15 protein-coding genes are annotated in these 22,919 nt (G+C 58.6%); 10 read left to right on the top strand and 5 right to left on the bottom strand.

The window, feature by feature from the left end; genetic code table 11:
- Window positions 1-82 precede the first annotated feature (82 nt).
- From AB431_RS05250 to AB431_RS05240, 3 genes are all read left to right on the top strand, one after another.
- On the top strand, window positions 83-1,201 hold the full coding sequence (locus AB431_RS05250) for a glycosyltransferase family 4 protein (RefSeq protein WP_047329043.1): 1,119 nt from the start codon (window positions 83-85) through the stop codon (window positions 1,199-1,201).
- 463 nt (window positions 1,202-1,664) lie between these two features.
- The gene (locus AB431_RS05245; protein ID WP_082135557.1) at window positions 1,665-2,552 is read left to right on the top strand and encodes a polysaccharide lyase; all 888 of its coding nucleotides are present in this window, start codon (window positions 1,665-1,667) and stop codon (window positions 2,550-2,552) included.
- A gap of 599 nt (window positions 2,553-3,151) precedes the next feature.
- Window positions 3,152-4,297: an acyltransferase gene (locus AB431_RS05240; protein ID WP_144418200.1), complete on the top strand. Its 1,146-nt coding sequence runs from the start codon at window positions 3,152-3,154 to the stop codon at window positions 4,295-4,297.
- A gap of 183 nt (window positions 4,298-4,480) precedes the next feature.
- Here the strand turns inward: AB431_RS05240 and AB431_RS05235 are convergent, their stop codons facing one another.
- On the bottom strand, window positions 4,481-5,560 hold the full coding sequence (locus AB431_RS05235) for a glycosyltransferase family 4 protein (protein WP_047329041.1): 1,080 nt from the start codon (window positions 5,558-5,560) through the stop codon (window positions 4,481-4,483).
- A 1,149-nt stretch (window positions 5,561-6,709) separates the two neighbouring features.
- Here AB431_RS05235 and AB431_RS29845 point away from each other — a divergent pair.
- The gene (locus tag AB431_RS29845; RefSeq protein ID WP_158423512.1) at window positions 6,710-8,473 is read left to right on the top strand and encodes a bi-domain-containing oxidoreductase; all 1,764 of its coding nucleotides are present in this window, start codon (window positions 6,710-6,712) and stop codon (window positions 8,471-8,473) included.
- A gap of 234 nt (window positions 8,474-8,707) precedes the next feature.
- On the opposite strand, the gene AB431_RS05225 is transcribed toward AB431_RS29845, so the two are convergent.
- On the bottom strand, window positions 8,708-10,846 hold the full coding sequence (locus AB431_RS05225; protein ID WP_082135555.1) for an alginate lyase family protein: 2,139 nt from the start codon (window positions 10,844-10,846) through the stop codon (window positions 8,708-8,710).
- Window positions 10,847-11,680: 834 nt separating this feature from the next.
- Between AB431_RS05225 and AB431_RS05220 the strand changes: the two genes are divergently transcribed.
- Together AB431_RS05220 and AB431_RS29840 are read left to right on the top strand one after the other, a co-directional pair.
- On the top strand, window positions 11,681-13,645 hold the full coding sequence (locus AB431_RS05220; RefSeq protein WP_144418199.1) for an acyltransferase family protein: 1,965 nt from the start codon (window positions 11,681-11,683) through the stop codon (window positions 13,643-13,645).
- Window positions 13,646-13,805: 160 nt separating this feature from the next.
- A complete protein-coding gene (locus AB431_RS29840) occupies window positions 13,806-14,693 on the top strand; it encodes a class I SAM-dependent methyltransferase (protein WP_082135554.1) in 888 nt (295 codons plus the stop codon).
- Window positions 14,694-14,914: 221 nt separating this feature from the next.
- Here AB431_RS29840 and AB431_RS05210 read toward each other — a convergent pair whose 3' ends face one another.
- The 3 genes from AB431_RS05210 to wecB are packed head-to-tail and all read right to left on the bottom strand — an operon-like array spanning window position 14,915 to window position 18,071.
- Window positions 14,915-16,198 (bottom strand): nucleotide sugar dehydrogenase, encoded by a 1,284-nt coding sequence (locus AB431_RS05210; protein ID WP_047329037.1) that lies wholly within the window; start codon window positions 16,196-16,198, stop codon window positions 14,915-14,917.
- 29 nt (window positions 16,199-16,227) lie between these two features.
- A complete protein-coding gene (locus AB431_RS05205) occupies window positions 16,228-16,965 on the bottom strand; it encodes a WecB/TagA/CpsF family glycosyltransferase (protein WP_047329036.1) in 738 nt (245 codons plus the stop codon).
- The gene (gene wecB / locus AB431_RS05200; protein WP_047333104.1) at window positions 16,962-18,071 is read right to left on the bottom strand and encodes a non-hydrolyzing UDP-N-acetylglucosamine 2-epimerase; all 1,110 of its coding nucleotides are present in this window, start codon (window positions 18,069-18,071) and stop codon (window positions 16,962-16,964) included. Before wecB ends, AB431_RS05205 begins: the two co-directional genes overlap by 4 nt.
- Before the next feature lie 533 nt (window positions 18,072-18,604).
- Between wecB and AB431_RS05195 the strand changes: the two genes are divergently transcribed.
- The 4 genes from AB431_RS05195 (at window position 18,605) to AB431_RS31140 (ending at window position 22,858) form a co-directional block, all read left to right on the top strand.
- Window positions 18,605-19,981, top strand: a complete 1,377-nt coding sequence (locus AB431_RS05195) for a lipopolysaccharide biosynthesis protein (RefSeq protein WP_047329035.1) — start codon at window positions 18,605-18,607, stop codon at window positions 19,979-19,981.
- A complete protein-coding gene (locus AB431_RS05190) occupies window positions 19,974-21,305 on the top strand; it encodes a hypothetical protein (RefSeq protein ID WP_144418197.1) in 1,332 nt (443 codons plus the stop codon). The genes AB431_RS05195 and AB431_RS05190 overlap by 8 nt, the downstream gene beginning before the upstream one ends.
- On the top strand, window positions 21,259-22,050 hold the full coding sequence (locus tag AB431_RS29835; RefSeq protein ID WP_158423510.1) for a glycosyltransferase family 2 protein: 792 nt from the start codon (window positions 21,259-21,261) through the stop codon (window positions 22,048-22,050). The genes AB431_RS05190 and AB431_RS29835 overlap by 47 nt, the downstream gene beginning before the upstream one ends.
- A gap of 172 nt (window positions 22,051-22,222) precedes the next feature.
- Window positions 22,223-22,858, top strand: coding sequence for an acyltransferase (locus tag AB431_RS31140; RefSeq protein WP_082135552.1), 636 nt, complete (start codon window positions 22,223-22,225; stop codon window positions 22,856-22,858).
- Window positions 22,859-22,919: the final 61 nt, after the last annotated feature.

Raw genomic sequence — 22,919 nt, 5'->3', positions numbered from 1 at the left:
AGATGTCCAACTGCTTTACGCAGCCTTGCCCCCTCCCACCAAACGACGCACGACACACGCGATAGGATTCTGGATAAGTTCCATGGACCGAGATAATTCACCGCAACGTCCTGCGGTCTTGCAACTTATATCGTCCCTTGAGGTCGGCGGCGCCGAGCGTATGCTGGTGAATTTTGTCAAGAGTTGCACCGAGCTGCCGCTATTTCCTCAGGTCGTCGTCGTGATGAACAATCAAGTCGATCCCGACTTAGCTTCGGAGCTTAACGCCACGTCGGATTGCACGTACTACCTGGGCCGGCCTGAGAGCAGCTGTAACCCCAGATATATTTTTCAACTCATAAAGATAATTCAACGCCATAATGTAGCCATTATACATTCGCACAACCGCGGATCGAAATATTGGTCCATGGCTTGTCGGCTTCTAAAGTCCAATCTCAAGTTGGTACACACGCTTCATGATACTAGAATCGGCATGAGCTCTCTAGACGTTTTATTCCATAATTTGACTATCGACGCGACGATTGCGATCTCCCAAGCAGTTTCCGATGAGGCTGCCGCGTTGCCCATAAAGCGGGTAAAACAGATCGAAAATGGGATACCGATTTCTCTCTTCCGGTCGATCTCGCCCCAGCAGAACGATCCAAAGGTCAGAATAATATCCGTCGGGCGGCTTTTTCCTGAAAAAAAGGGGCAGGACGTTCTTATCCGGGCAGTCAAGCGGTGCGTCGATCGCGGACTGGATGTCGAGTGCATATTTGTGGGCAAGCCCGCAGCAGGGGATCTGCACACGTTGCCGATGCTTGAAGCATTGACTTCAACTTTGGGTCTGACCGGCCGCGTTAAGTTTGTGCAAGGCAGAACCGATGTCGCGTCGTTACTCGCCGATGCGGACATATTTGTTTTGCCTTCCCGATGGGAGGGCTTCGGGCTCGCGTTAGTCGAGGCGATGGCCGCAGGTTTACCGGTCATCGCCTCGAACATAGATGGCCCCGCGAATGTCATAACTGACGGATCAGATGGGCTGCTTTTTGAATCCGGCTCTGATGAGCATCTCGCCGAGAAGATAACTACTCTAATTCAGTCGCCAACGTTGGCCCAGACACTGAGCACGAACGGCCGACTAACATCGGGCAAATACGATATTTCAACGATGCGCGATCGATACGTGGCAGTTTACAAGTCGTTGATAGCTGGTGGGTAGCTATCTGCCGTCGCAAGTCAGTCAAGGCAAGAGCCGGCAAATGCAGATAGGCCCATTCTTCTTTGCACGCGAACGATCAAAAGGCATCATAGCTAAGGCGAGATTCCCTCGGAAGACTCGCGTGCGGCTTTCCCGGCACAACTTGCACATTCGCGCCGCGCAAGGGCCTTCGACGGTCGGAAGTGTTGCGCACGGCGGGATGCATGACGGGCCGGCTTGTTCGCTGGGCCGAAGGACTCGAGACATTATCCCGTCTTCAAGTCCTAATAAAGTCGCGATTTACCCGATGGGCCTGCTTCTTCGAAAGGCTTCCTGCGTTATTGCCAAGGTCAGCAACCGCAAACTGGCTTGGTAGACCAATTGGCGTTCGATGGTGACCACCGGTCGCTCGTATGCTGGAGTGCGGAGGCGACCTTGAACTGGGGTAGTTATGTCGCCGCAGGGGGAGAAAAGAGTTCGCTAGATGCCCGCGCCGACGAGCCCATCTCGGCTGCGTCGACGCTGTTCGCTGCTTGCAGCCGCGGCCCTGACGTTCACATCGCTCCTTATTGTGGGCATGGTAAGCCCGGCGGAGGTAAGCGCAGGCGGTCCCGATTGGGCGTCGGCGGCGTCCGGACTCTTGACTCACACGGATTACGGAAGTGTGCCGCCAGGTGTCGAGAACTACGATTACTGGGGTGAACAGGTAGAGGCGCCAGATCGGGTGCGGTATGTCGACGATCCCACCGATCAGCGGGGAATCGTGCAGCGCATCGAAGTGCGGCCCGGCGACAACAGCGCTGTGGGGTCAAGTGCCGGTGAGCGCGCCGAAGTGATCAATACGGGCGATCTCGGCGGCTTTCAGGACGGCCAGACCATCGTGATGTCGTGGGGCCTCATGATCGACTCCAACTTCGCGAGCCCACCTGGGACCTGGAATAGCTTTGTACAGATCCACGCCGGCGGGCCGGGCAGCAATCAATCGCCATTGTCTCTTCATCTCGCCGGTGACCAGGCTGATCTGAGTCTCAAGCTGTTCGGTGGTGGAGACTGGAATCCTTCGACACAGCCGGATGACGCCGTCTGGGAGATGTTCGATCTCGGCCAATTGCCCAAGGACCGATGGCACGACTTCGTTATGGAAGTCCGGTTCGGTTGCACAGGATCGGGTTACGTCCAGCTTTGGCTTGATGGGCGAAAGTTGGTGGATGCCCACTATAGAAAGATCGGATATTGCGGTGACCCTGGTATGTACTGGAAACAGGGCGTCTACCGTTCCGCATATGACAAGCCCACGCGGCTTTGGTTCAGCGACACCTACCGGTGGGCTTCTCTTTCAGATGCTTTCGGCTATTACAGGGCCCGCTCTTGACGATCATAGAATGGGAAGGACCCCGACTCTGCGCTAGATCTACTGAGACGCGACGTCGAAAAGCCTCTGTGGTTCCGAAGCTCGGCAATGCACCCTTCAGGATGTCTGTGAGGGACCCAAGGCGGTCCACTCGCTACGCGACTTAAGGTCGCGGGTCATGACGCACTACGGCGAGCTCGTCTGCGTGGGCCGACCATGGCCCTGTTCATGCTGTAGTCCCGGCGGCGGTCTTCGATGATCGCGCTGGCTTCCACAACGAACCGACGCGCAACTCGTTGAGCAGCTGTCACGCGGTCGGGCCCGTTCAACGACTCGTTCGTGGGGTTCTGTCATGCGATCCGGATCCACGAATCGCGAAGTGGCCCTGTTGAAGCGACCAGTCATGGGACGAAGGTGCGCTACGCGGTTGAGGCCGATGTCAAGAGCACTCGGCCGGGTCGCCTCGCTGTAGGGCGACGTGGCCAAGACGGCGATCTTGTCGTTGCCGATTCTTCCTTGCAGAACATCCTGGCGACAGACGGACGTCGAAGGAGCACCGGCCGCATCTGCTTCGCAAGCTGTGGCAAGCTTGCGCACGGCGCCCCGCCCCTACGGTGGGCATGGACAGGATCTTCAGTTCGGCCCTGCGCACTATACAATGCTCCGCGGAAAGCGACGGGGGGTCTATGGGTACCTTGCGAACTCTTTTTGCCATATCGGTTGTATTTGCGCATACCATCGGATACGTGTTCGTTGGCGGGCGCAACGCCGTAGAACTTTTTTATATGATTTCTGGGTTTCTTATTTCGTATGTACTTGTCGAAAAGAAAGTATACTCAAACATCAAAAGCTTCTACATCAACAGGTATCTCAGGCTCTATCCTATTTACGTTGTAGTGGCCCTTCTCACACTCGTCGGCTTAACCGTCGCCGCTCTTGCGCTTAAGGAAGACGTAGCGTTCTTCAGCGTTTATCAGAGGGCACCGTTGGCGGCAAATGCGCTACTGGTATTTTCAAATCTCACACTATTTCTGCAAGACTGGGTCCTGTTTTCTGGCGTCGAACACGGACAGCTGGTATTTTCCGCGAACTTCAAAACAAGCGATGTCGTTCTCTGGGAAGGGCTTCTGGTTCCTCAAGCTTGGACATTGGGCGTAGAGCTCAGCTTCTATCTCATAGCACCGTTTGTGCTTTTCCGCAGGAAGCTGCTGTTGGTACTCCTATCTCTGTCAATCTTAGTGCGCATATACTTGATCTATATCGGACTAGGTGCTCAGGATCCTTGGGACTACAGATTCTTTCCAGCCGAACTGGCCCTGTTCTTATTGGGCGCCCTTTCGCACCAAGTGCTAATGCCCATCTATCGCAGTCGTTTTTCGCGCGACCACATCGACAGATTGTCCGCTCTTTCGACTTATTTTTTGATTTCGATAACTCTTACATTTTGGCTGATCCCGCTCCCTGAAAAGCTAAAGAGTGTCGCGCTGTTTGCCGTTTTTCTGACACTGATGCCTCTCACATTTTTATTCCAATCCAGGAGGACCTGGGACAAGCGAATCGGCGAGCTGAGCTACCCCGTCTATATATGCCATATGCTTGTAATCCATGTGCTAAATTTTTTAATGCCAAGGTTTGCAATCGAAAGTGTCATTGCCGAAGGCCTCGCCGCCGTCGTTCTGTCAATCTGTTTTTCTATACTATTGAATAAGTATATTGGCGACCCGGTTGAAGGCCTTCGTGACAAGTTGAGAGCGCGGCCCCGATAAGTGGGTACATCTTGGTTAGCCAGTCGAAATGGGCGCAACTGGCCGGGCTCGCAAGGTACTTGGTGGCGTAGGTTCGCCCGTCGTGCTACCAGATCAGGTGGACTTGTTGCCTGGTGGGGTAAGCAGCGACCGTCTGTGTGGGCACTCGACCGAGGTCGCCGAACTGGCCAGGACCTGCTCGTGTTAGGCCTGAGCGGTGAAGCGCCGATAGACGGACAGAAGGTACTGGAAGTTCCGCTCGCCCTCGCTGGAGTCGGCCTCCCAGTCGACCGAGCGGACGTCGAGCATCTCGCGGAGTCGTGCCGCGAGGTCCCGGTGGTCGGCCGGGCGGAAACGTACGACGCCGTCCGGTCGGAAGCCGACGTCGCTCGCCACGACGGGCGTGCCAACGGCTAGGGCCTCACGGACCGAAATCGCGTCCCCCTCGTGGTGGGGGGTGCGAACGAAGATGTCCACCCGGCGCAGGATGGGGAACACCGCGCGCTCGTCCTCGCGGACGAGGACCGCGTCGCTAAGGCCGTAGCGGGTCAGGAGATCCAGCAACTCGGCGCGGAAGCGGGCGTCTCCCCCGCCCTTGACCATCAGCACGAGCCCCACACGCGGATCCGACGAGCGAAGCTCGCGCATGGCCTCAACGAGGTCCTGGCTGCCATAGAAGCCGTACCACCCGCTAATCGAGCCGATCAGAGGGGAGTGAGCGTCAGCGAAGGCCTCGACCTCCGGAGGCAAGGCCTGATGTGCGCGGGGGTCGAGCCTTAGTGGCAGGGCGTTGGAGACGGTGACTATGCGCGACTCGCGCACGCCGATAACCCGGAGCGCCTCGGTGATCTCGTTGGTGCAAGCCACGAGCAGTCGCGGGCGGGTGAGAATGAACCGGACGATTCGCCGGCGGACACCTCGGTAGCCGGTGACCGCGGCGTGGAACTCGCCGCCTGCTATCGAGAGAATGCTTGGCCGGCGTGCGAACTCAGCGGCGAGCAGCGGCAAGATGTTGCCGATTAGGTTCGGCTGGCTACCCGTCACGCAGTGGACCACGTCGGGCCGGGTCCGCAATACCGTGAGCGCGGCGCGGACAAATATCGCGATCCGTCCCAAATGGCGCCTCCAGCCGCCCACCCCCGCATACGGGACCAAGACGCGCAGAGGTTCCATCCCCTGCTGCCGCAGACCGGCCTCGATCGACGACAAGTAAACGGCCATCCCGCCGTAGGGCGGCGGGAACGGGCCGACGAGCGCGACAGTGATCGATCCGCGCGGGGTCACTCCGTCGGGACCCCAGCGCCGAAGTGCTCGAACGCCGGACGTTCATAACTGGCGCCGCCGATGAAAGGCGAGGCGTGTGCCAACGACGGCAGGCCTTGGAGATCATCAAGTTCCCAGATCCACTTGACTTCGCCATTAGAGACGCGGCTGTTCATCCGTGGGGATGGAAGCACCGGCCGGTGAAGGTCAGCGACTGGCTCATACTGCCAGTCGTAGGGTCCATCCAGTCGTTGGCGACCCAAAGATCCCTGCCCCTCGACGAACAATCCTGGCCCACCTGAACATGGCCGAATCAAAGCACTAAACCGAAGGTCCAAACTCAGGCGGACTTCCAAGACTGAACCCCCTCGAGATGTGGAGCCTACCGCGACCGAGGCGTGCCCAACCACGGCCTGAAAATTGTGCGCGTCCGGGAGTACTGAGTCGCTCCTGTCGGCCGCTGAGACGGACGCCAGCCCATTCCGCGCGCCACGGTCACCAGACCCGATCGGCGTCAGACTCCTCTAGTGTTGTTGCAGCCCGTGTGGTGATGAGCGCAATTCCGGACGCTCCTGACCAGAAGAGGCCCTAGCCTGTGGACAAACCGACGGCGGATGGGCTCAGGCGGAACCAGGGTGTCTCAACTCACCCCGGCACCCACATCAAGTCAATCTTCCCCTAGTGATAATCATGTGAACCTGAAACCTGGCGGTCGAGTCTTGAGGCGGGGCTGATATGAACATTCTGAGTCGAATCACGCAGCGTTATTCGACACGAGCTCGCGTCCGTCGGGCCGAGGTATTCGGCGAGTGATCCGGGAGTAGGGCAATGAAGCAGGTCGTTCAGGATCAGGCCCGAGGGGAAGTCTTGGTCGTCGATTGTCCAATTCCTCAGATAGACGACTACACAGCCCTTGTGAGAGTGCGCAACAGCGTAATTTCAAGCGGGACAGAGAGAGCCAAGTTGGTTCTAGGGGAAAAGAGTCTCTTAGGCAAAGCTCGAGCGCGGCCTCAAGACGTCGCGGTCGTGCGCGAGACGCTTCGTCGAGAGGGAGTGAGACGCACTTTCGAGAAAGTGCAGGATCGACTCCACACCCTGCAGCCCCTGGGGTATAGCGCGTCAGGCGTAGTAGTCGGCGTAGGAAATAAGATACAGGACCTCAGAGTCGGTATGCGAGTAGCTGTCTCAGGTGCGGGCATCGCCAATCACGCCGAATACGATGCAGTTCCATCGCAGCTGTGCACTCCACTTCCGGACAATGTTTCTTTCGAGGACGGGGCGTTCGTCACGCTAGGTGCCATCGCACTTCAAGGCATAAGACAGGCTGACGTACGTCCAGGCGAAAGCTGCCTCGTCATCGGACTCGGACTGATCGGTCAGATGACCGCCCGCCTTCTGGACGCCTACGGATCACCTTCCGTAGGCGTAGATCCCAAGCCCGCAGCACGCGAATTGTCGGCCGAAGCCCTCCTCGCGGTGCTTCCCGAGTTGGACGAGTCGGTGAGCAGCGACTTCGACCATGTGATCATTACAGCATCGTCCTCGGACCAAACCCTGGTTCGCCGCGCTGCGCGATACCTTCGGGACCGCGGCACCATCACAGTCGTGGGAGACGTTCCACTCGTGTTGGACCGAAATGAATTCTTCAACGGCGAGCATGACCTAAGAATCTCCCGTTCATACGGGCCTGGACGTTACGACCCGCAATACGAAGAGAAAGGCATCGATTACCCAATAGGTTACGTGCGATGGACGGAGAAACGGAACTTCGCCGAGGTCGTTAGGCTGTTGTCTTCAGGACGATTGGACGTCGCGTCGCTAGTCGATCGACGCTTTCCGGTCGAGGAGGCACCCGCGGCATACGATCGCCTCAAGTCGGTACCAGGACCGCACGCAATCGCGCTGACATATTCAACGTCCGACCCCGATCTTCCCCCCGTTCGCGCGCCGCAGCAACGAGTCAAGCAGCGGGATACATCCGGAACATTGCGAGTGGGAGTAATTGGAGCGGGAAGTTACGCAAGGAAATTCGTTCTTCCCACCTTGGCACGTGACACGAGAGTGTCACTTGAGTCGGTGGTGACGGCGTCCGGTCTCAGCGCGGTTCAAGCGCAAAAGAAATTTAGGATCGATAAATCAGCATCTTCCGACAGTGAAATTCTTGACGACCCCAACGTCCATGCGGTCGTGATCAGCACGAGGCATGATTCCCATGGCCGCTTGGTCAAGGAAGCGCTAGATCGGGAGAAGTGGATTTATGTTGACAAGCCCCTCTGCATAACGGAAGAGGAGCGCATCGAGATTGCCAACCACCCCCTCCGCAACCAGGTGGTCGTGGGTTTCAACCGACGGGCAGCTCCAGCGTTGGAAAAGCTCCGATCCCTCGTGACGGGCTTCAGCGGATTGCAGCTCATCTACCGTGTGACGCCGGACCCCGCGCCGGAGCACTGGTCGCAGGACTCAGCGCAAGGGGGTCGAATCGTCGGCGAGGCTTGTCATTTCATCGACTTCGCCGTAAGTCTGCTAGGCGCAGACTTGGACACCGTGTATGCGTCCGGTCCCACTGCCTCCGACGGCCGCGGTGAGGAGCGTCTTCAAGTACAACTTGCCTGGCATTCGGGTAGCACTGCACAAGTCTCCTACGGACCTTCCCGCTCGATCCCGAACGAGAAGGAGCGGATCGAAGTCTGGGGCCAGGAATGGTTCGCCGAGATTTCACGGGACTTCCGGCGGCTGCAATTTTGGCGCGGAGGAAAAAGTCATGTACACAAATTCGCTTCTGATAAGGGCCAGACCACGCTCGTCAAGAGCTTCATAGGCTTCTGCTTAGGAGAAGTTCCATCTCCGGTCCCTTTCGAAGAGGCCAACCTCTCCACGCGCGCTACCTTCGAGACCCTGAACTCACTCATATCTGGGGAGCCCAGACACCTGTGAGTATGCGGCCCGGGCGATCGGGTGAACTCCGGCCCACCCCATCGGTGCGGGGATCTTGGCCCGATCCGGTGGGATCTCGCGCGTTACCCGGATCGCTAGGCGTCGAAGGAGTTTCGCAGTATCGATCCATTTGCGGAACAGGCCGGACTAACCCGGTCACGGCTATCAGACGGATTCTCCCGAACCCGTCGATAAGGTTCTCGAAACCCGAGGTGCACGAGGCATATTTCGCGGCTAGCCAACCTTAGACCCACTTGTGCGCCCAGCGGAAGCGGCAAACTGCAAGCTCGCTGTCTGTATAGCGTCGCCTTCTGCCCAGCAAACATTGATGTAGTCACCCCGCAGCTCAACAGATAGGTCATCGGGGCGCCGCCCGTCCACCGGAGCGATCAAGGTGGCAATGACGACCGGAAGTTCGGCCGTGGCGACCGCGCCCAGCCACCACGCGGGTTTGCGACTCTCCAATCGATCAGACCACCAGCCCAGATTTTCCCGCACGTCGCCGCGCACCTCGTCGATCATGAGTGGCGCGGTCGATGCGTACAACAGTTGCGCAAGCGCAGAATCCTCCCGGCTAGCTTTGTGGCCGAGTGGAATTCGCTCTACCTGCAGACTGGGGTGGAGCGGCCAGGAAGCCCTAACTTCATGGTGTCCGCTCCCGGTGATCATGTCCACCACCAGTTGCGACTGGTGATCAGGGGGTGCAATCAGCCACCGCCTATGTATGGGCTTTCCGCGCAATCGCGTATAGCCGTCGTGTTCGGCGTCGACAAACCCCGTTACCAAATCCACTTTGTGTACACGAGTGCGCGCATGGCGCAGCCAAAGGAACGGGCCCGCATAAATTGACTGGTCCTGGCCATCGATGCACACCGTCGCGTGGGCGCGGGTCGAGCGCATAATTGGGCGCCACTTCGGGTGCCCGTGGTAACTACCCGTTCCAGGGTCGCTGATGACTTCGTGGCCATCGATGCTCAGTGTGAGGGCCAATGCGTCGGCGTGGCCATGAGCAGCGATTGAAAGATATCCCAGCGCACCCACATCCATCGTGGTCCTGCGTCGACCGCTTCGTAACACAACCAAGCCCCCGTCGCGGGCAAAGAAGCTCGCGGGACCTTCGGCTGAGCACGCGGAGGGCGCCGTCGGCTTGGCAGGCGAACTCTGCCCCATCGCTCTATACCATTGGGCGGTCAACGAATCGTTGCCTGATGCCTCCGGTGTCGCGTACCAGCCGCACGCTGACACGATGCCGAGATGGTCGCGTACCGTCCGTACCGGCTCGGGTCCCAATCTCAATGCGAACCCTTCGTCATCGTCCCCGTAACGTGGGGCCGGATCCCGATCCCCCATTACAGCGGTGAGAAACGATGAACTTCGGTCGATGGCCTTGATAATTTCGTTGGGCGCGTGGCCGTCTCGCTGGGTTAGTAATGCTGCTACCAGGTACAGCAACTCGACTGTGAAAGTCTGGTAGCCGATAGCCTGTTCAGAGCTGGTGCCGTCGGCCAGGATCTGCTTGCCGGCCTCGAGGGATAGCATCCGGACGGCCAACGCCTCCCATTCAGACGCTGCAGCCAATTCGGGAAACATCAATGCAATGACGGCAAGTCCCGCCATCTCACCAACCAGATGATTGTTGGCCGAACTGAACAGGGACCGGTCTTGCCAGCATCGGTGGGCACTTTCAGCGGCGACCATGAGGATTCGTTCAAAGCGATCCTCTGTTAGCTCGGCAGAGTCGCGCAGTCCCTGCACCGCCGTCGCGATGGAGATGGCCCGAATTCCGGCCTCGAAGGCACCGCGCCAGGCGATACCGCGTCCGGGAGGGTTTTGTTCTATCCAGGAATCGAGGTGTTCGAATGCCGCGCGTTCATAACGGGCGTCCCCGGTGAAGAGCCAAGCCTGAGCCAGCCACGGAAGATGCTGCAGACGATTGAGTTCCCAGATCCACTTGATGTCGCCGGCAGAATTACGATAGTTGATTCGTTCGGATGGAAGATCAGGCCAATGAACATCGGCCACTGGATCGTAATGCCAGTCGATCGGGCTACTCAAAACTACGGCGGGATACCCGAAGAAGCGGAACGAACGTTGCACTGCGCGATCTGCCGCGCTCAGGAGCAGATCAACGAGCGCGGGATCTTCTTGGTAAATAGCTTGGGCGCGTTGACGATCCAGAAGGATAGGGCGGTCAACCCCTGACTGGAAACGCTCCAAAGCAGTTCGCAAATCCAACGAGCCACTCAGCGCGAACGCCCCATCACCGCGCATTCGCCCGCTGCGAACCGCCTGCAGGGGTTTGGTTGCGCGCCAAAGCACTTCGCGGGCACCCATAGTCCGAATGCGGCGTCCGTACCAGCCCAGACCATTCATGAGAAATCCCCTCGGCCGCGTTAGTTGAAATCAGATTTGTGCCTGAACGGTCTAGTTGTGCTTCACGCGCTTGCAGCAGTGGTCCACTGGCTAACCATGATGCTGCCGAGAGTGATCACGCGCCACGTGGCTGCGAGGGCACCTGTGCCATTCATTTCGGGGACCACGCGCGGGTTGATACAACCCGACTAATCGTTCATGCCGAGGCTTCATCGCGCCAACATCGCGGCAGAGAGCGTCTGCCGTGACAGGGGTTTGCCGCAAGCCATGACCGCGACGGAACTCGGGCAGCAGGGGTGGTCGAAGACCGTCCGCCGAGGGGGCGCTGAATGCAGCGACGAGCAGAACAGGACCGGCGGATTGCACGTATGCATAGCATCGATTGGGTCCTGCCGCCGGACGGTCACCGTCAACTCCAGCCTGTGCCACAGCGCCGGACCGTACACGCGGAAATAACCCGCCCGTCTGCGCTCGGGGGACGCAGGGGCTAGTGCGGATTGGTACCCCGCCAAGACATCCAAGAGATGCTTCTCGCGGTTCGCTCCTGTCAGGCAGACGACCGTCACCATAAAGTGGGCAATCGTCAGCGCGCGACTCTCCTGTCATACGCCGACCGTCAAAAGATACCGAGAGGTACTCGACCACAGTGAGAGTGTGCCGTCCCAGACCCGGCTGCGTACTATTCATGAACCCCCTCCGCCCCAATGCTAAGGTCCCGCGTTGAGGCGACATCGTGGCCCCGCGCAGAATCGCCGCAACGATAACTCAGGGGGATCTTTGCTCGGCGACCGGCAACGCGAAGCGCACAGCAACAGGCGTCCTGATATTCAGGGGATGCGCTCGATCGCCGTCCTCGTCGTGGTCGCATTTCACGCAGGGCTTCCATTGCGCGGCGGCTTTGTCGGTGTTGACATCTTCTTCGTTATATCGGGATTCGTGATAACTGCGATGCTGCACCGGCAGAGGCAACACTCCGGCCGCATCAAATTCGGCCGGTTCTATTTGCGCCGCTTTAAGCGACTAACACCGGCATTGGCACTGATGATCTCGGTGACCATGGCGCTGTCGGCCCTGTTCGTATCTCCGTTGGGTCCTCAACAGACAGCTGGCCAGACCGCTATCGGCGCCATGATGCTCGTGGCGAACCTCGTGATCGCCACCACGGTGGGCAACTATTTCGGTCCCAAAGCCGATACCAACCCGCTGCTACATACTTGGTCGCTGTCCGTCGAAGAGCAGTTCTACCTGATATTTCCCGCGCTGCTGGTTCTGGGCTGGATGCTGGCGCGATCGCGACGGCGTCTCGAAGCACTAAACCCGTTGCTCATCGTGGCGGGCTTTGGTGCGTTCTCCTTCACCTTGGCCGTTACTAGTTCGTACGGCGTAAGCGTCCCTGGCTTTCAACGCATCCTCGGCTTCTACAGTCCGGTGACCCGGGTATGGGAGTTCGCCGCCGGGGCCCTGTTGGCGCTAATGCTCACAGTTTGGATCCCTGCGTCGACTCGCGTCTGTCACGCGCTAGGCGTCGTCGGCCTCGCCTTCGTCATCGGCTCCGTCCTCGTCATCGATGAACGAACACCATTCCCAGGAACCTGGACGCTGCTTCCGGTTGCCGGCACACTGCTGCTCATTCTCGCCGGAACGCGCGCCACAGGTCCGACGTATCGGTTGCTGTCCACTCGCCCGATGGTCAAGGTTGGTGACTGGTCCTACTCCATTTACTTATGGCATTGGCCATTCATCGTCGTCGCTGCCCTCCTGTGGAACCAGAATGCCCCTGCGTTGTTCGGGGCAGCCGTCCTGTCGTTCATTCCTGCCGTTCTGTCCTACCGGTATCTAGAAGAGCCCATCCGAAAAATTAATGGGCTCAACCGACGTCAGTGGACTGGGTTAATAGGTGTGGTGCTGGTCATTCCGGTATTTCTGGGAAGCGCCCTCTGGTTCAGTGCTTCCCACGGGTGGTGGTCGCAGTCTGTGCGTCATCTTCAGGCGGCGACCATCCCGCTCCATACCGCAACCGTCGCGGGTTGCGACAAGCGCAAACCGCTCGACGCAGCGATCAAGAGCCGCTGCACATGGATCCCGGATGCGGCTGGCACGCCGATCTACCTGGTCGGCGACTCGAACTCTACCCAGTTCAGCGAGGGCATCATTGCAGCGGGCAGAGACCTCGGCCGGCCCGTGATTATCGCTGCGGCGGTTGCGTGCCCTTTCGCCGATATCTATATCGACACCCCTCCCCCATCAGACGGAGCAGTCTGCCGCCGATACTTTGAAGGGACTCTTGGTTATCTGAAAGGGGCCGAGGCTGGCACTGTATTAATCGCTAATAACGACGGGTACTGGTCTTCCAACGACATCAAGGCCGGCAATGCGATCGATACGCTGTCGGCCGATTCGACGCGAAAGATCGAAGCGTTGCGTACGGGCCTTGCCCGCACCGTTCGCGCCCTGCACAACGCTGGGCACCGAGTGCTGTTGGTTCAGACAATTCCGCACATCAGCTGGGACCCAAGCCGCTGTGGCTTCCTGGTGATCATTAGAGGTCAGTGCGCCGCATCGACAACACTCGACAACGCGATCAGGCCCGGGTTGGCTGCACGTCGTGTGTTAGCGGAAGTTGCACGTGACGTCGGGGCTGCCATCTGGGATCCGGCTGAGCCGCTCTGTCCAGCAGGAACATGTTCGACGGTGGCACCTGCCTTCGTACGCTATAGGGACTCGGCCCACATCAGCGTGCCGCAGTCCGTCGCTCTCGCCGCGGAGATCCGCACGGCCATAGCCTCCGCGGGTGCCTAACAAATTGACGCTCCCTGCGGACTTCCGTCGCTTCGAGTTGACCCACCATGGCGATGGGTCATCCTCGTGGCTAGCCGACACACGCCTCTACTAACCCGAAGGGTTCCTTCGGGTTACTTTAGGGACTTACGCGAATCCGGGTTTCGGTGCGACTCACTCTGTGGGAAAGTCGGCGCTGAAGAGTTCGGCAAGTAATGCCGAGGCTGTCACATTCAAAGGGGGACTCGTGACCGAAAGTGATAATGGCCGACTCGATGGGACCCAAGCCACATCACAGTCCCTAGACATACAGGGGCGCTCCGGATGCGACTCGCAGTTGGCGCACTGGAAGCACAGACGAACGTTAGTGGTCCTCAAGACGCTGGGTGTGGACCTTCCGACGTCGGCGCGGGTCCTGGATTTTGGTTGTGGAAGCGGCGAGACCATTAGGACTATGCGCGAACAAGGCTACTTAAACGTTGAAGGCTACGACATGGTTGAGTCGACCCAGTTGAGCGAGCGACGTGACCACGTCACCCTGGGTACGTCTATGGATCTGCGACTGCCGTACGAGGACAACTCGTTCGATTTGGTCATCTCCGACCAAGTCTTCGAGCATGTCCTCGACCAAGTCACCGCATTTTCGGAGTTGTACCGAATCACCAAACCGGGCGGTCACGGACTGCACTTCATCCCGGCGCGATATATGCCAATCGAGGGGCACATCGCCATTCCGTTTGGTGGTGTCATGCAACACCGGTGGTGGTACAAGCTGTGGGCCTCAGCAGGCGTCTGCAACGAAGGCCAGAAGCAGCGCGAATGCTCCAGCGACGAGATTGCCGACGAGGACGCATACTTCGCTGTCGAGGCGACCCGGTATGTGCCGACCTCTTGCTACCGGGTGGTCTGGAACCGGATCGGCTTCGAATACCGGTTCGTCGAAGAGGAATTCCTGCGCGGCCATGAGCGCCCATTGATGCGAAACCTTGGTCGTGTCGGTCTGCCGATTATCTGGCTGTATAGGACATTCCGATCCCGAGTTGTGTATCTACACAAGCCGGGCCCTTAGGAGCTTGCCGTTGCGCTTTCTGGTGCGATGCTCATCGCATCGGGCTCGGTATCCGGTAATCGGTAATCGTTGAAAGAAGTGGGAAAGGCGGCCGCCCTCACGTGCGTCCTGCCGTCCGGAACCTTTCGCAATACACCTCAGTCCATACGACGTCCGGCGGGAGCCGACGGCGCCTGCACCGTCAGCGACAGATCAGGTGGCCAGCTTCTGATCAGTGAAGGTCAAAGCCGCCACACTCGAATGCCCAACGCCGACAATGCATTCACATCGAACGATGCCTTCACGTCGATAAAGCATCCCCCTCTGGTTAGCTTTTTCTGAATATCATCGAGCGGCAGCGAAACGATCTCGCGGTGTGAGACAGCTGCCACAATAGCGTCGGCCCGCGGCAGCTCGTCCCACTCGAACAGGCGCACCCCATATTCGTGTAATGCCTCCTCGGGATCGGCCCAAGGGTCGTAGGCGAACACCTCTATTCCGTAGCTTGTCAGCTCTGCAATTACGTCTGCTACTTTGCTATTTCGGATATCGGCACAATTCTCCTTGAACGTCAGACCCAGAACGATCGCGCGTGCGCCTTTGACGTAACTGCCGCTTGCGATCATGTTTTTTACCGTTTGTTCGGCGACATACTTACCCATGCCATCGTTGATACGTCGACCCGCCTGAATTACCTGAGGTAAGTAGCCCAGCATCTCCGCCTTATGCGTGAGGTAATACGGGTCGACTCCGATGCAGTGGCCTCCGACGAGGCCGGGGCTGAACCTCAGGAAATTCCATTTCGTGCCTGCGGCACGGAGCACCTCGGTGGTATCGATACCAACTTTGTCGAAGATGATCGCCAATTCGTTCATCAACGCGATGTTCAAGTCACGCTGCGTGTTTTCGATTACCTTGCATGCCTCCGCGGCCTTGATGCTCGAGCACCGATGTACACCCGGCTCAACGATGCGTTCATACAACTCCGCCACCTTCTCAAGAGTCTCGGGCGTATCACCCGAGACCACCTTGATCACGTTGGTCAGCATGTGTTCACGATCCCCAGGATTGATGCGCTCTGGTGAATAGCCAACGAAGAAATCCCGCTTCCACGTCATCCCCGACGCCTGTTCCAGCGCTGGGATGCACACTTCTTCGGTAGCTCCGGGATACACCGTCGACTCGTACACGACAATGGTGCCTGCCGTCAGGTGGGCGCCGACCGCTCTACTGGCCTCAACAAGCGGGCCCAAGTTCGGTCGGTGCGCATCGTCGACGGGCGTAGGCACTGCAACGACGATCACGTCGGCCTCGGCCACGATGCTGGGATCACTCGAATACTCTGCGTGGACGGCAGCGGCCATTTCCTCGTCAGGAATCTCCCGGGAGGGGTCTAGGCCTTGCTTACACGATTTCACCTTCGCGGGGTCGATGTCGAAACCGATTGTGCGCGTGCGCTTTCCAAACTCGACCACTAAGGGCAGTCCGACATAGCCGAGGCCGATGACGGCAACAGTTGAGGGCATCGGTCTCCTTCAAGGACCAACCGCGAAGATCAACGGCGCGCAACTTCCTTGACGAACAGCCACACGAAGGCCATGTCGTCGATGAAGTAGCGTTTGAACATCCGTCGCGGCTCCTGCAAAAAGCGATAGAACCATTCCAGCCCCCACTTCTGCATCCAGAGCGGGGCGCGTTTCACCTTGCCGACGGCAACGTCGAAGGTACCGCCCACCCCCATCGCGAAAGGCACCTTCATTTCGGCTTGGTAGCGGCCGAGAAACTGCTCCTTCTTAGGCGAGCTAATCGCCACGAACAATAAGTCGGCTCGCGCTGCCTTAATCTGCTCGACTACGCCTGCTTCTTCCTCAGGCTTCCAGTAACCGTTGCGGTAGCCAGCGATTCTGAGGGCAGGATATCGGCGCTCATAACGGCGCTTCACCTCAGATACAACGTCTTCTTTCGCCCCGAGAAGATAGACGCGCCAAGCCTTCTCGGCGGACCGTTCCATCAATGCCTCGAACAGATCGACGCCGGCGACGCGTTCTTTCAGGCCCTTCCCCAGCAGTCGGGACGCCCACACCACCGGCATACCATCGGCATTGACCAACGCGCAGTCGTTGATGATTCGCCGCAGGTCTGCATCTCGACTGGCCTTGACCAGCTTGTCGACGTTAACAACTACGTGCTGCTGATGAGTTCCACTGTTGATGAAGCTCTCAATTTTTTGGAGGGTTTCTTCCATCGACAAGTTGTCGATCTGGCATCCCATCATGTCGACGCGATCGGTCATGCCAGTTCCATCGCCAGAATCTCCACGATGCGCTCTGCTGCTTTGCCGTCCCAAAACATCGGCCGCCCCCCCTGCTTGCCGTCGCCAAGCAGCACCTTACGCGCCTCGGCGACGATGCGAACCGGGTCCGTTCCAACAAGTGTATTTGTGCCTTCGGTGACCGTCACGGGGCGCTCGGTGTTCTCCCGAATCGTGATACACGGGACGCCGAGTGCAGTCGTCTCCTCCTGCAGGCCGCCGCTGTCGGTCAGAACTACCGCAGCATCCTTCCAAAGATCTAGGAACGGCATATAAGCAAGTGGGGCAACCACAGTGATGCCCGGCCCCACGTCAATACCGAACCGTTCCAAGTTTTGACGCGTTCGCGGATGCGCGGGAAAAATCAGTGGCAACTCGGACGCAATTTCCCGCAGTGCCCCGATGATTCTGGACATCGTCTCTACATTGTCGACATTGCTCGGCCGGTGCAATGTGACCACCCCGTATCGACCACTATCCGCTGTGGCCTGCCGCTTGAATGCGGCCGTGTCGAAGTGTGAAGTATCCGTGTGTGCCAGCTTCTCTGCCTGATACAGAAGGTTGTCGATCATCACGTGGCCGACGTAGTGAACAGCCGACGCCGGCTTGCCTTCGTTCTTCAGGTTTTCGACACCCGCGGGTTCCGTCACGAAAAACCAGTCGGAGATGCTGTCGGTCACCAGACGGTTGATCTCTTCGGGCATGGCGAGGTCACCACTGCGAAGGCCTGCTTCCACGTGCGCCACAGGAATGCACAGTTTTTTGGCGACGATCGAGCAGGCCAACGTCGAATTGACGTCGCCGACCACCATCACGGCGTCCGGTCGATGCGCTGCGCAGTATTCCTCAAAAGCGACCATAATTTTGCCGGTCTGCTGGGAATGTGAACCGCCACCAGCTGACAGGAACACGTCGGGCGCCGGAATTCCCAGCTCTTCGAAAAAGACGTCATTCATCTCGCGGTCGTAATGTTGACCGGTATGCACTATCTGGTAATCGAGGTCACCACGCTTCTCAATAGCGCGGACCACTGGTGCGATCTTCATAAAGTTCGGCCGTGCGCCGACAACTAGGTAGATCAGTCGCATGATATCCATCATCGAAGCGGTTTGTCGGATGGTGGGACAGGGCTGGGCGTCGGCGGATCAAGGCTTATACAGCCGCACAGGCGCCGCAGCTGTCCCAGCAGGATACCAACGCCCCGGTAGATGCGGACCTTCAGCTTATCGATGTTGATTTCGGGCGCTTTCCGATATCCAACCCGTCCCACGTACAAGCAACGCGTGAGCTCGCTTCGGTCGCCGCTCCCTCGAATGGTCACACGAGATATGTTGGTGTCGCTTTGCCCGACGGTAGTCCGCAGACTCCGCCGTCTAGCCGAGCTTCATCAGGTACTTCGCGCACATGAGGGTGCCCGACCCTGACGGGCAACAGCACGACGATCTCGCAGTAGCCGCTCAGAGTAATCGGCGACGGAACACTCTGAGATAGGGTTGCTCCGCAGGTGGCAGCTGACCCCCACGTCGGTGGTGTCATCGGGCAACGAACGGCTGAAGGCGTCCCACGAGGCGGTGACTAAAGTGCGACCAATCGATACGGATTCGCTGGCGCCGCAACCGTCGTGGTTCACGTCCTCGCGCATTTCCTCGGCACTCAATCGGGTGCTGATGCGAGTGCTCACTCACCGATGGTGATGACCGGCCAACCGCGCGGGGTCATTCGTGATCTTCTTTCGGGAATGTCCGCACGTGTCCTTGTGCTTCCCGCCGCAGGACTCGCTGCGATCTTCACAACACGGCTGGTAAACGCCACGCTCGGGCCGCAAACGTTTGCAGTCTATGCGCTCGTCGCCGGATTGCCCCTACTATTCCCCGTCGCCGATCTCGGGCTGGGAGCTGCGATTACGAACGCAGCATCCGCCGCGCAGACAGACCCTGCTCGCTTCCACTCTATTCTGCGCCGGAGCCTCCTCATCGCGTTCTCCGTCGCGTCCCTCATCGCGGCCGCTTCGATGTTGCTCGGCGTTTCGGGCCTCTGGCCCAAAATGCTCGGACTCTCTGACCCGAGCCTCAACGCACCGATCAGCCTGGCGCTGATCGTCTTCGGCTTCTCCGTACCGGGCGGGCTGGGATTGAAAATCCTCCTTGGCATCGGCCGCTACGTACCAGGCATCATCATCCAAGGACTCACGCCGCTTCTTTCACTTGGCGTCGTCGCGTCGGCTATCGGCTTCGGCGCGCAGGTCGAAGGCCTCGTCGCTGTTTCGTCCCTTGGCGTATTCTTGGCCAACTGGATCGGATTCCTCTTCGCCGCCAGATCGATGCCGTCCGCCCCCCCGCGTTATGATCGAGCTCCGCAACGCGGCGTGATGGGTGAGGTGATCCGGACAGCAATGCCGATGATCGCGATGACATCAGGTAGCGCCGTGGTCTATCAGAGCGGGCGTTTGGTGTTGTCCCATACTTCGTCACTGCAACAGGTCGCGGTGTACTCAGCTCTGTGGACGTTTTTTCAGCCGCTAATGTCAATCGTCGGAGCCGCGGCGCTTGTACTATGGCCCCGGTTCGCTGCCGCCCGCTCAGCCGGACGCACTGTGCACCGTGATTTCCGAGTCGCTACGTTGACATGCGGGCTGATCGGATTATGCGCAGGTCTCGGGCTGACTGTCCTCGGCCCGTTCGCCGTGCATATTGCTACCGCAGGAAAAATCGAAGTCGATATCACTCAATGCGCTATTCTCGGCGCCACGCTTACGGTGATTGGCGCAATGCTGCCGGCCGGAATGGTCCTTACGTTCCCGCGGGGCCTGTGGCTGCAAGCAGCGGCGGTGTGGGTCGCGGCCGCCATTGTGGTCGCAGTAGGCGCAGTAGGGTCTGCCAGTTTCGGCGCCACCGCCCCGTTGCTGGGCCTATTGGCAGCGATAACCTTCGGCGAAGCGATTCCGATTGCCGCTGCAGCCGTCATTTTCATGCACCGCCGGGAACCTGCTCATGCCTAGCTCGCAGCGCTTGCCCGATCTGATAAACCCTAACGAGCGTCATTTAGGACTCCCCCCGATCGACACGCTGGTGCCAGGCATCTTGGCAGTGTTGATTGCGGTCCCCTCCCCGGTATCCGTCAGCGTAAGCGTGGGGGGAATTCTCAGCCTGATTCTCGCTCCGGTCACATTCGCAGCGCTTTGGCGTAATACGCGCGGTCGTTGGTTGCTAATTGCGCTCCTTGCACTCGTGCCATCCGGCTGGCTTGTCGCCCAAACAACACTGCAACAAGACCACGGCCGAACCTTCAGCAGCAAAATTTTCCTCTACGAGGCGGCGATGCCCGTCGGCCTACTCGCGAGCGTCATAGGTGCCTACTGGTGCATCACAAAACTTGGGCTTCAGCGTTCCCTGCTGTGCTTCTTTGCGGGCCTGCTCGCGGCAGCGCCGTTCACGTTTAGCCTCATCAACAACAACCCTTGGAAATACGGCCTAGCGCTCCCCGTTTCGATGTTGGTGGTGCTGCTTCTCGCACGGAATCGCGTACTGCTCGGACTCGTCATCACGCCACTCCTCATCGCCGTGTCGATTGCATCCGACTTTCGAGGTTGGATAGCGTTTCTCGCCATCGCGACAATCCTCTCTGTCTTCTCGTCCAGTCGGCGGACACGACCATCAGCTTCGAGAGTTGCCTCAATAGGGCTCGCTACGGTCGCAACCACCACCCTCGTGGCATGGCTAATTTCTCAGGCCGCCACTGCAGGCATCTTGGGCGGCTACCTCGAGCAACGCACAAGGGACCAACTCGAGAATTCGAACGGTAACCTGCTCCTGGGCGGGCGCCCGGAGTGGGGGGCGGCGATCGCCCTATGGCGACAGAACCCTCTTGGCCTTGGTATCGGCGTGGTGCCGTCCGCCGATGACTACTGGTTGGCGATTCGTGGCATGCCTCTAGGCGCGCAAGCTCGGCAGGAGATCAGCACCGTCGCGGAATCCTTCCAGCAGGGGCAGCTCGGCTTCCACTCGACGTTCTGGACATTTTGGGGCATCTACGGTGTTGCAGGAGTTGTCTTCGTGGTCCTTGCGCTCGTTTATGCGGGGCAAGCGACCATTGCCGCGACTGCAGCGATCAAATGGGTCGCCTTAAGAGCATCAGTGGTGCTCCTTTTGCTGTCGTGCATCTGGGACATTCTTTTCAGTGCCACACTCGTCCCTCAACTAGCAATCGCGATCGCAACGGCATTGCACATCCTCGGTCGACCAAATGTCGAACCGATTGAGACGAAGGATCCTAATTGTGAGAGAAGCTCCGCTCATCAGCGTCGTCACAATCACGCTCAATGATCTCGCCGGCCTCATTTACACGGTCAAAAGTGTCGAGAGCCAGACGTATCGTAACTATGAACACATCGTCGTTGATGGACTGTCCAGCGACGGTACGGTTGACTTCTGCGAAGCTACCGCAAAGCGGCTCTCTAATTTTTCATATACTTCCGAGCAAGATCGCGGGATTTTTGACGCAATGAACAAGGGTGCGAGAAGGGCGCGTGGTGATCTTCTCGTTTTCGTTAACTCCAGCGATGGCTTAACCGATCCGTCCGTCCTCGAATTCGTTGCACATCAATGGTCAGAACACGACGATTGGCAATGGGGGTACGGTGCGCAACGGTTTACTGATTCGAACCGAACGCCTTTTTCCGGCACGGTCCAGGCACCCTTTGATCGTCGGAAGTTTGAGTTTGGGCGGCAGTACATTCCCCACCCTGCGAGTTATGTAAGCCGAAAACTCTTTCTCGAGAGTGGCGGCTTCGACGAGTCCTTCGGCACAGCGGCCGATCAAGAATTCTTCGTCCGTGTATGCCAGACGCACGCCCCAGCTGTATGGATACGATTCCTCGCAGACTTCATGGCCGGTGGCATCCACAGCAAACAATCGGTCTGGCACGTGAGAACTCTTTGGCATCTGATGCGCGTGAAAAACGGAGCTGCGATCGCGAATAACCGATACGTCGACCGAGTGGCTTCAGGAGCTCACGCATCTCTCGAACGCTTGACGAGCGCCGCGCGAAAACAACTTCGACGCATCTAGTGATACGCAACAAGCCGATAACGGTCAGGCCAGGATCGATCTGCCACCGGCTCTCGCAACGGTTAATTAGCAACACAGCACAGATCTATGGATCACAAAGCGGGCTGACCTCCAGGGCGCTCGGTCCTGCAACCTAACCGTTCGATGGCCTTCGCCGCTTTAGACTTCCCTCATGAAATTACGGGTGCACCTACTCATCGGCCCTCGACGAATTTCGGTGACAAGAACTGGGTGGTCCCTTCTGCGACGTCGGCAGATCCTTGTCGGCCGAAGGTTTCGCGTTCGGGGAGTGCGCAATATCTACGTCCCGCGCGGCCATCTCTCGCTTGGTACATCTTTTTTCGGCTTTGCCGACAATCGGACGCCCAGTTTCTTGCACGTCCGAGGAAAGCTCACAGTTGGCACTAACGTTAGAGTCGGGACTGGCTCCCGGTGGGACATCGGTCCAAACTCCAAGGTAGATATCGGGGACGACACATATTTCTCGCCCGATACTCTCCTCATCTCCTCGACAGCGGTATCGGTGGGCACTGGGTGCGCCATATCGTGGCAGACACAGATCCTCGACGACGATTTTCATACTCTTGAAATCGATTCCGTGCCACGAAATCGAAGCGCGTCAGTGATTATCGGCAACCGCGTTTGGATTGGCACACGATGCATCGTTCTTAAAGGCTCCGAGATTGCTGATGGGTGCGTGGTGGCCGCTGGCAGCGTGATTGCGGGTGAGTTCGCGGAGCCGAACTGCCTTATCGGAGGAGTGCCGGCGAAAATCATTCGGCACAATGTCCGTTGGGCCACTGATTAGAGAAGTTGTCACCCCGCATGACCGGGACCCCGTGAGCTGGTCCACGGCGGACGAGAGTCTT

Source organism: Mycobacterium sp. EPa45 (assembly GCF_001021385.1).
In the GTDB taxonomy this organism is placed as follows: domain Bacteria; phylum Actinomycetota; class Actinomycetes; order Mycobacteriales; family Mycobacteriaceae; genus Mycobacterium.
This window is presented reverse-complemented; position numbering and strand designations above follow the sequence as displayed.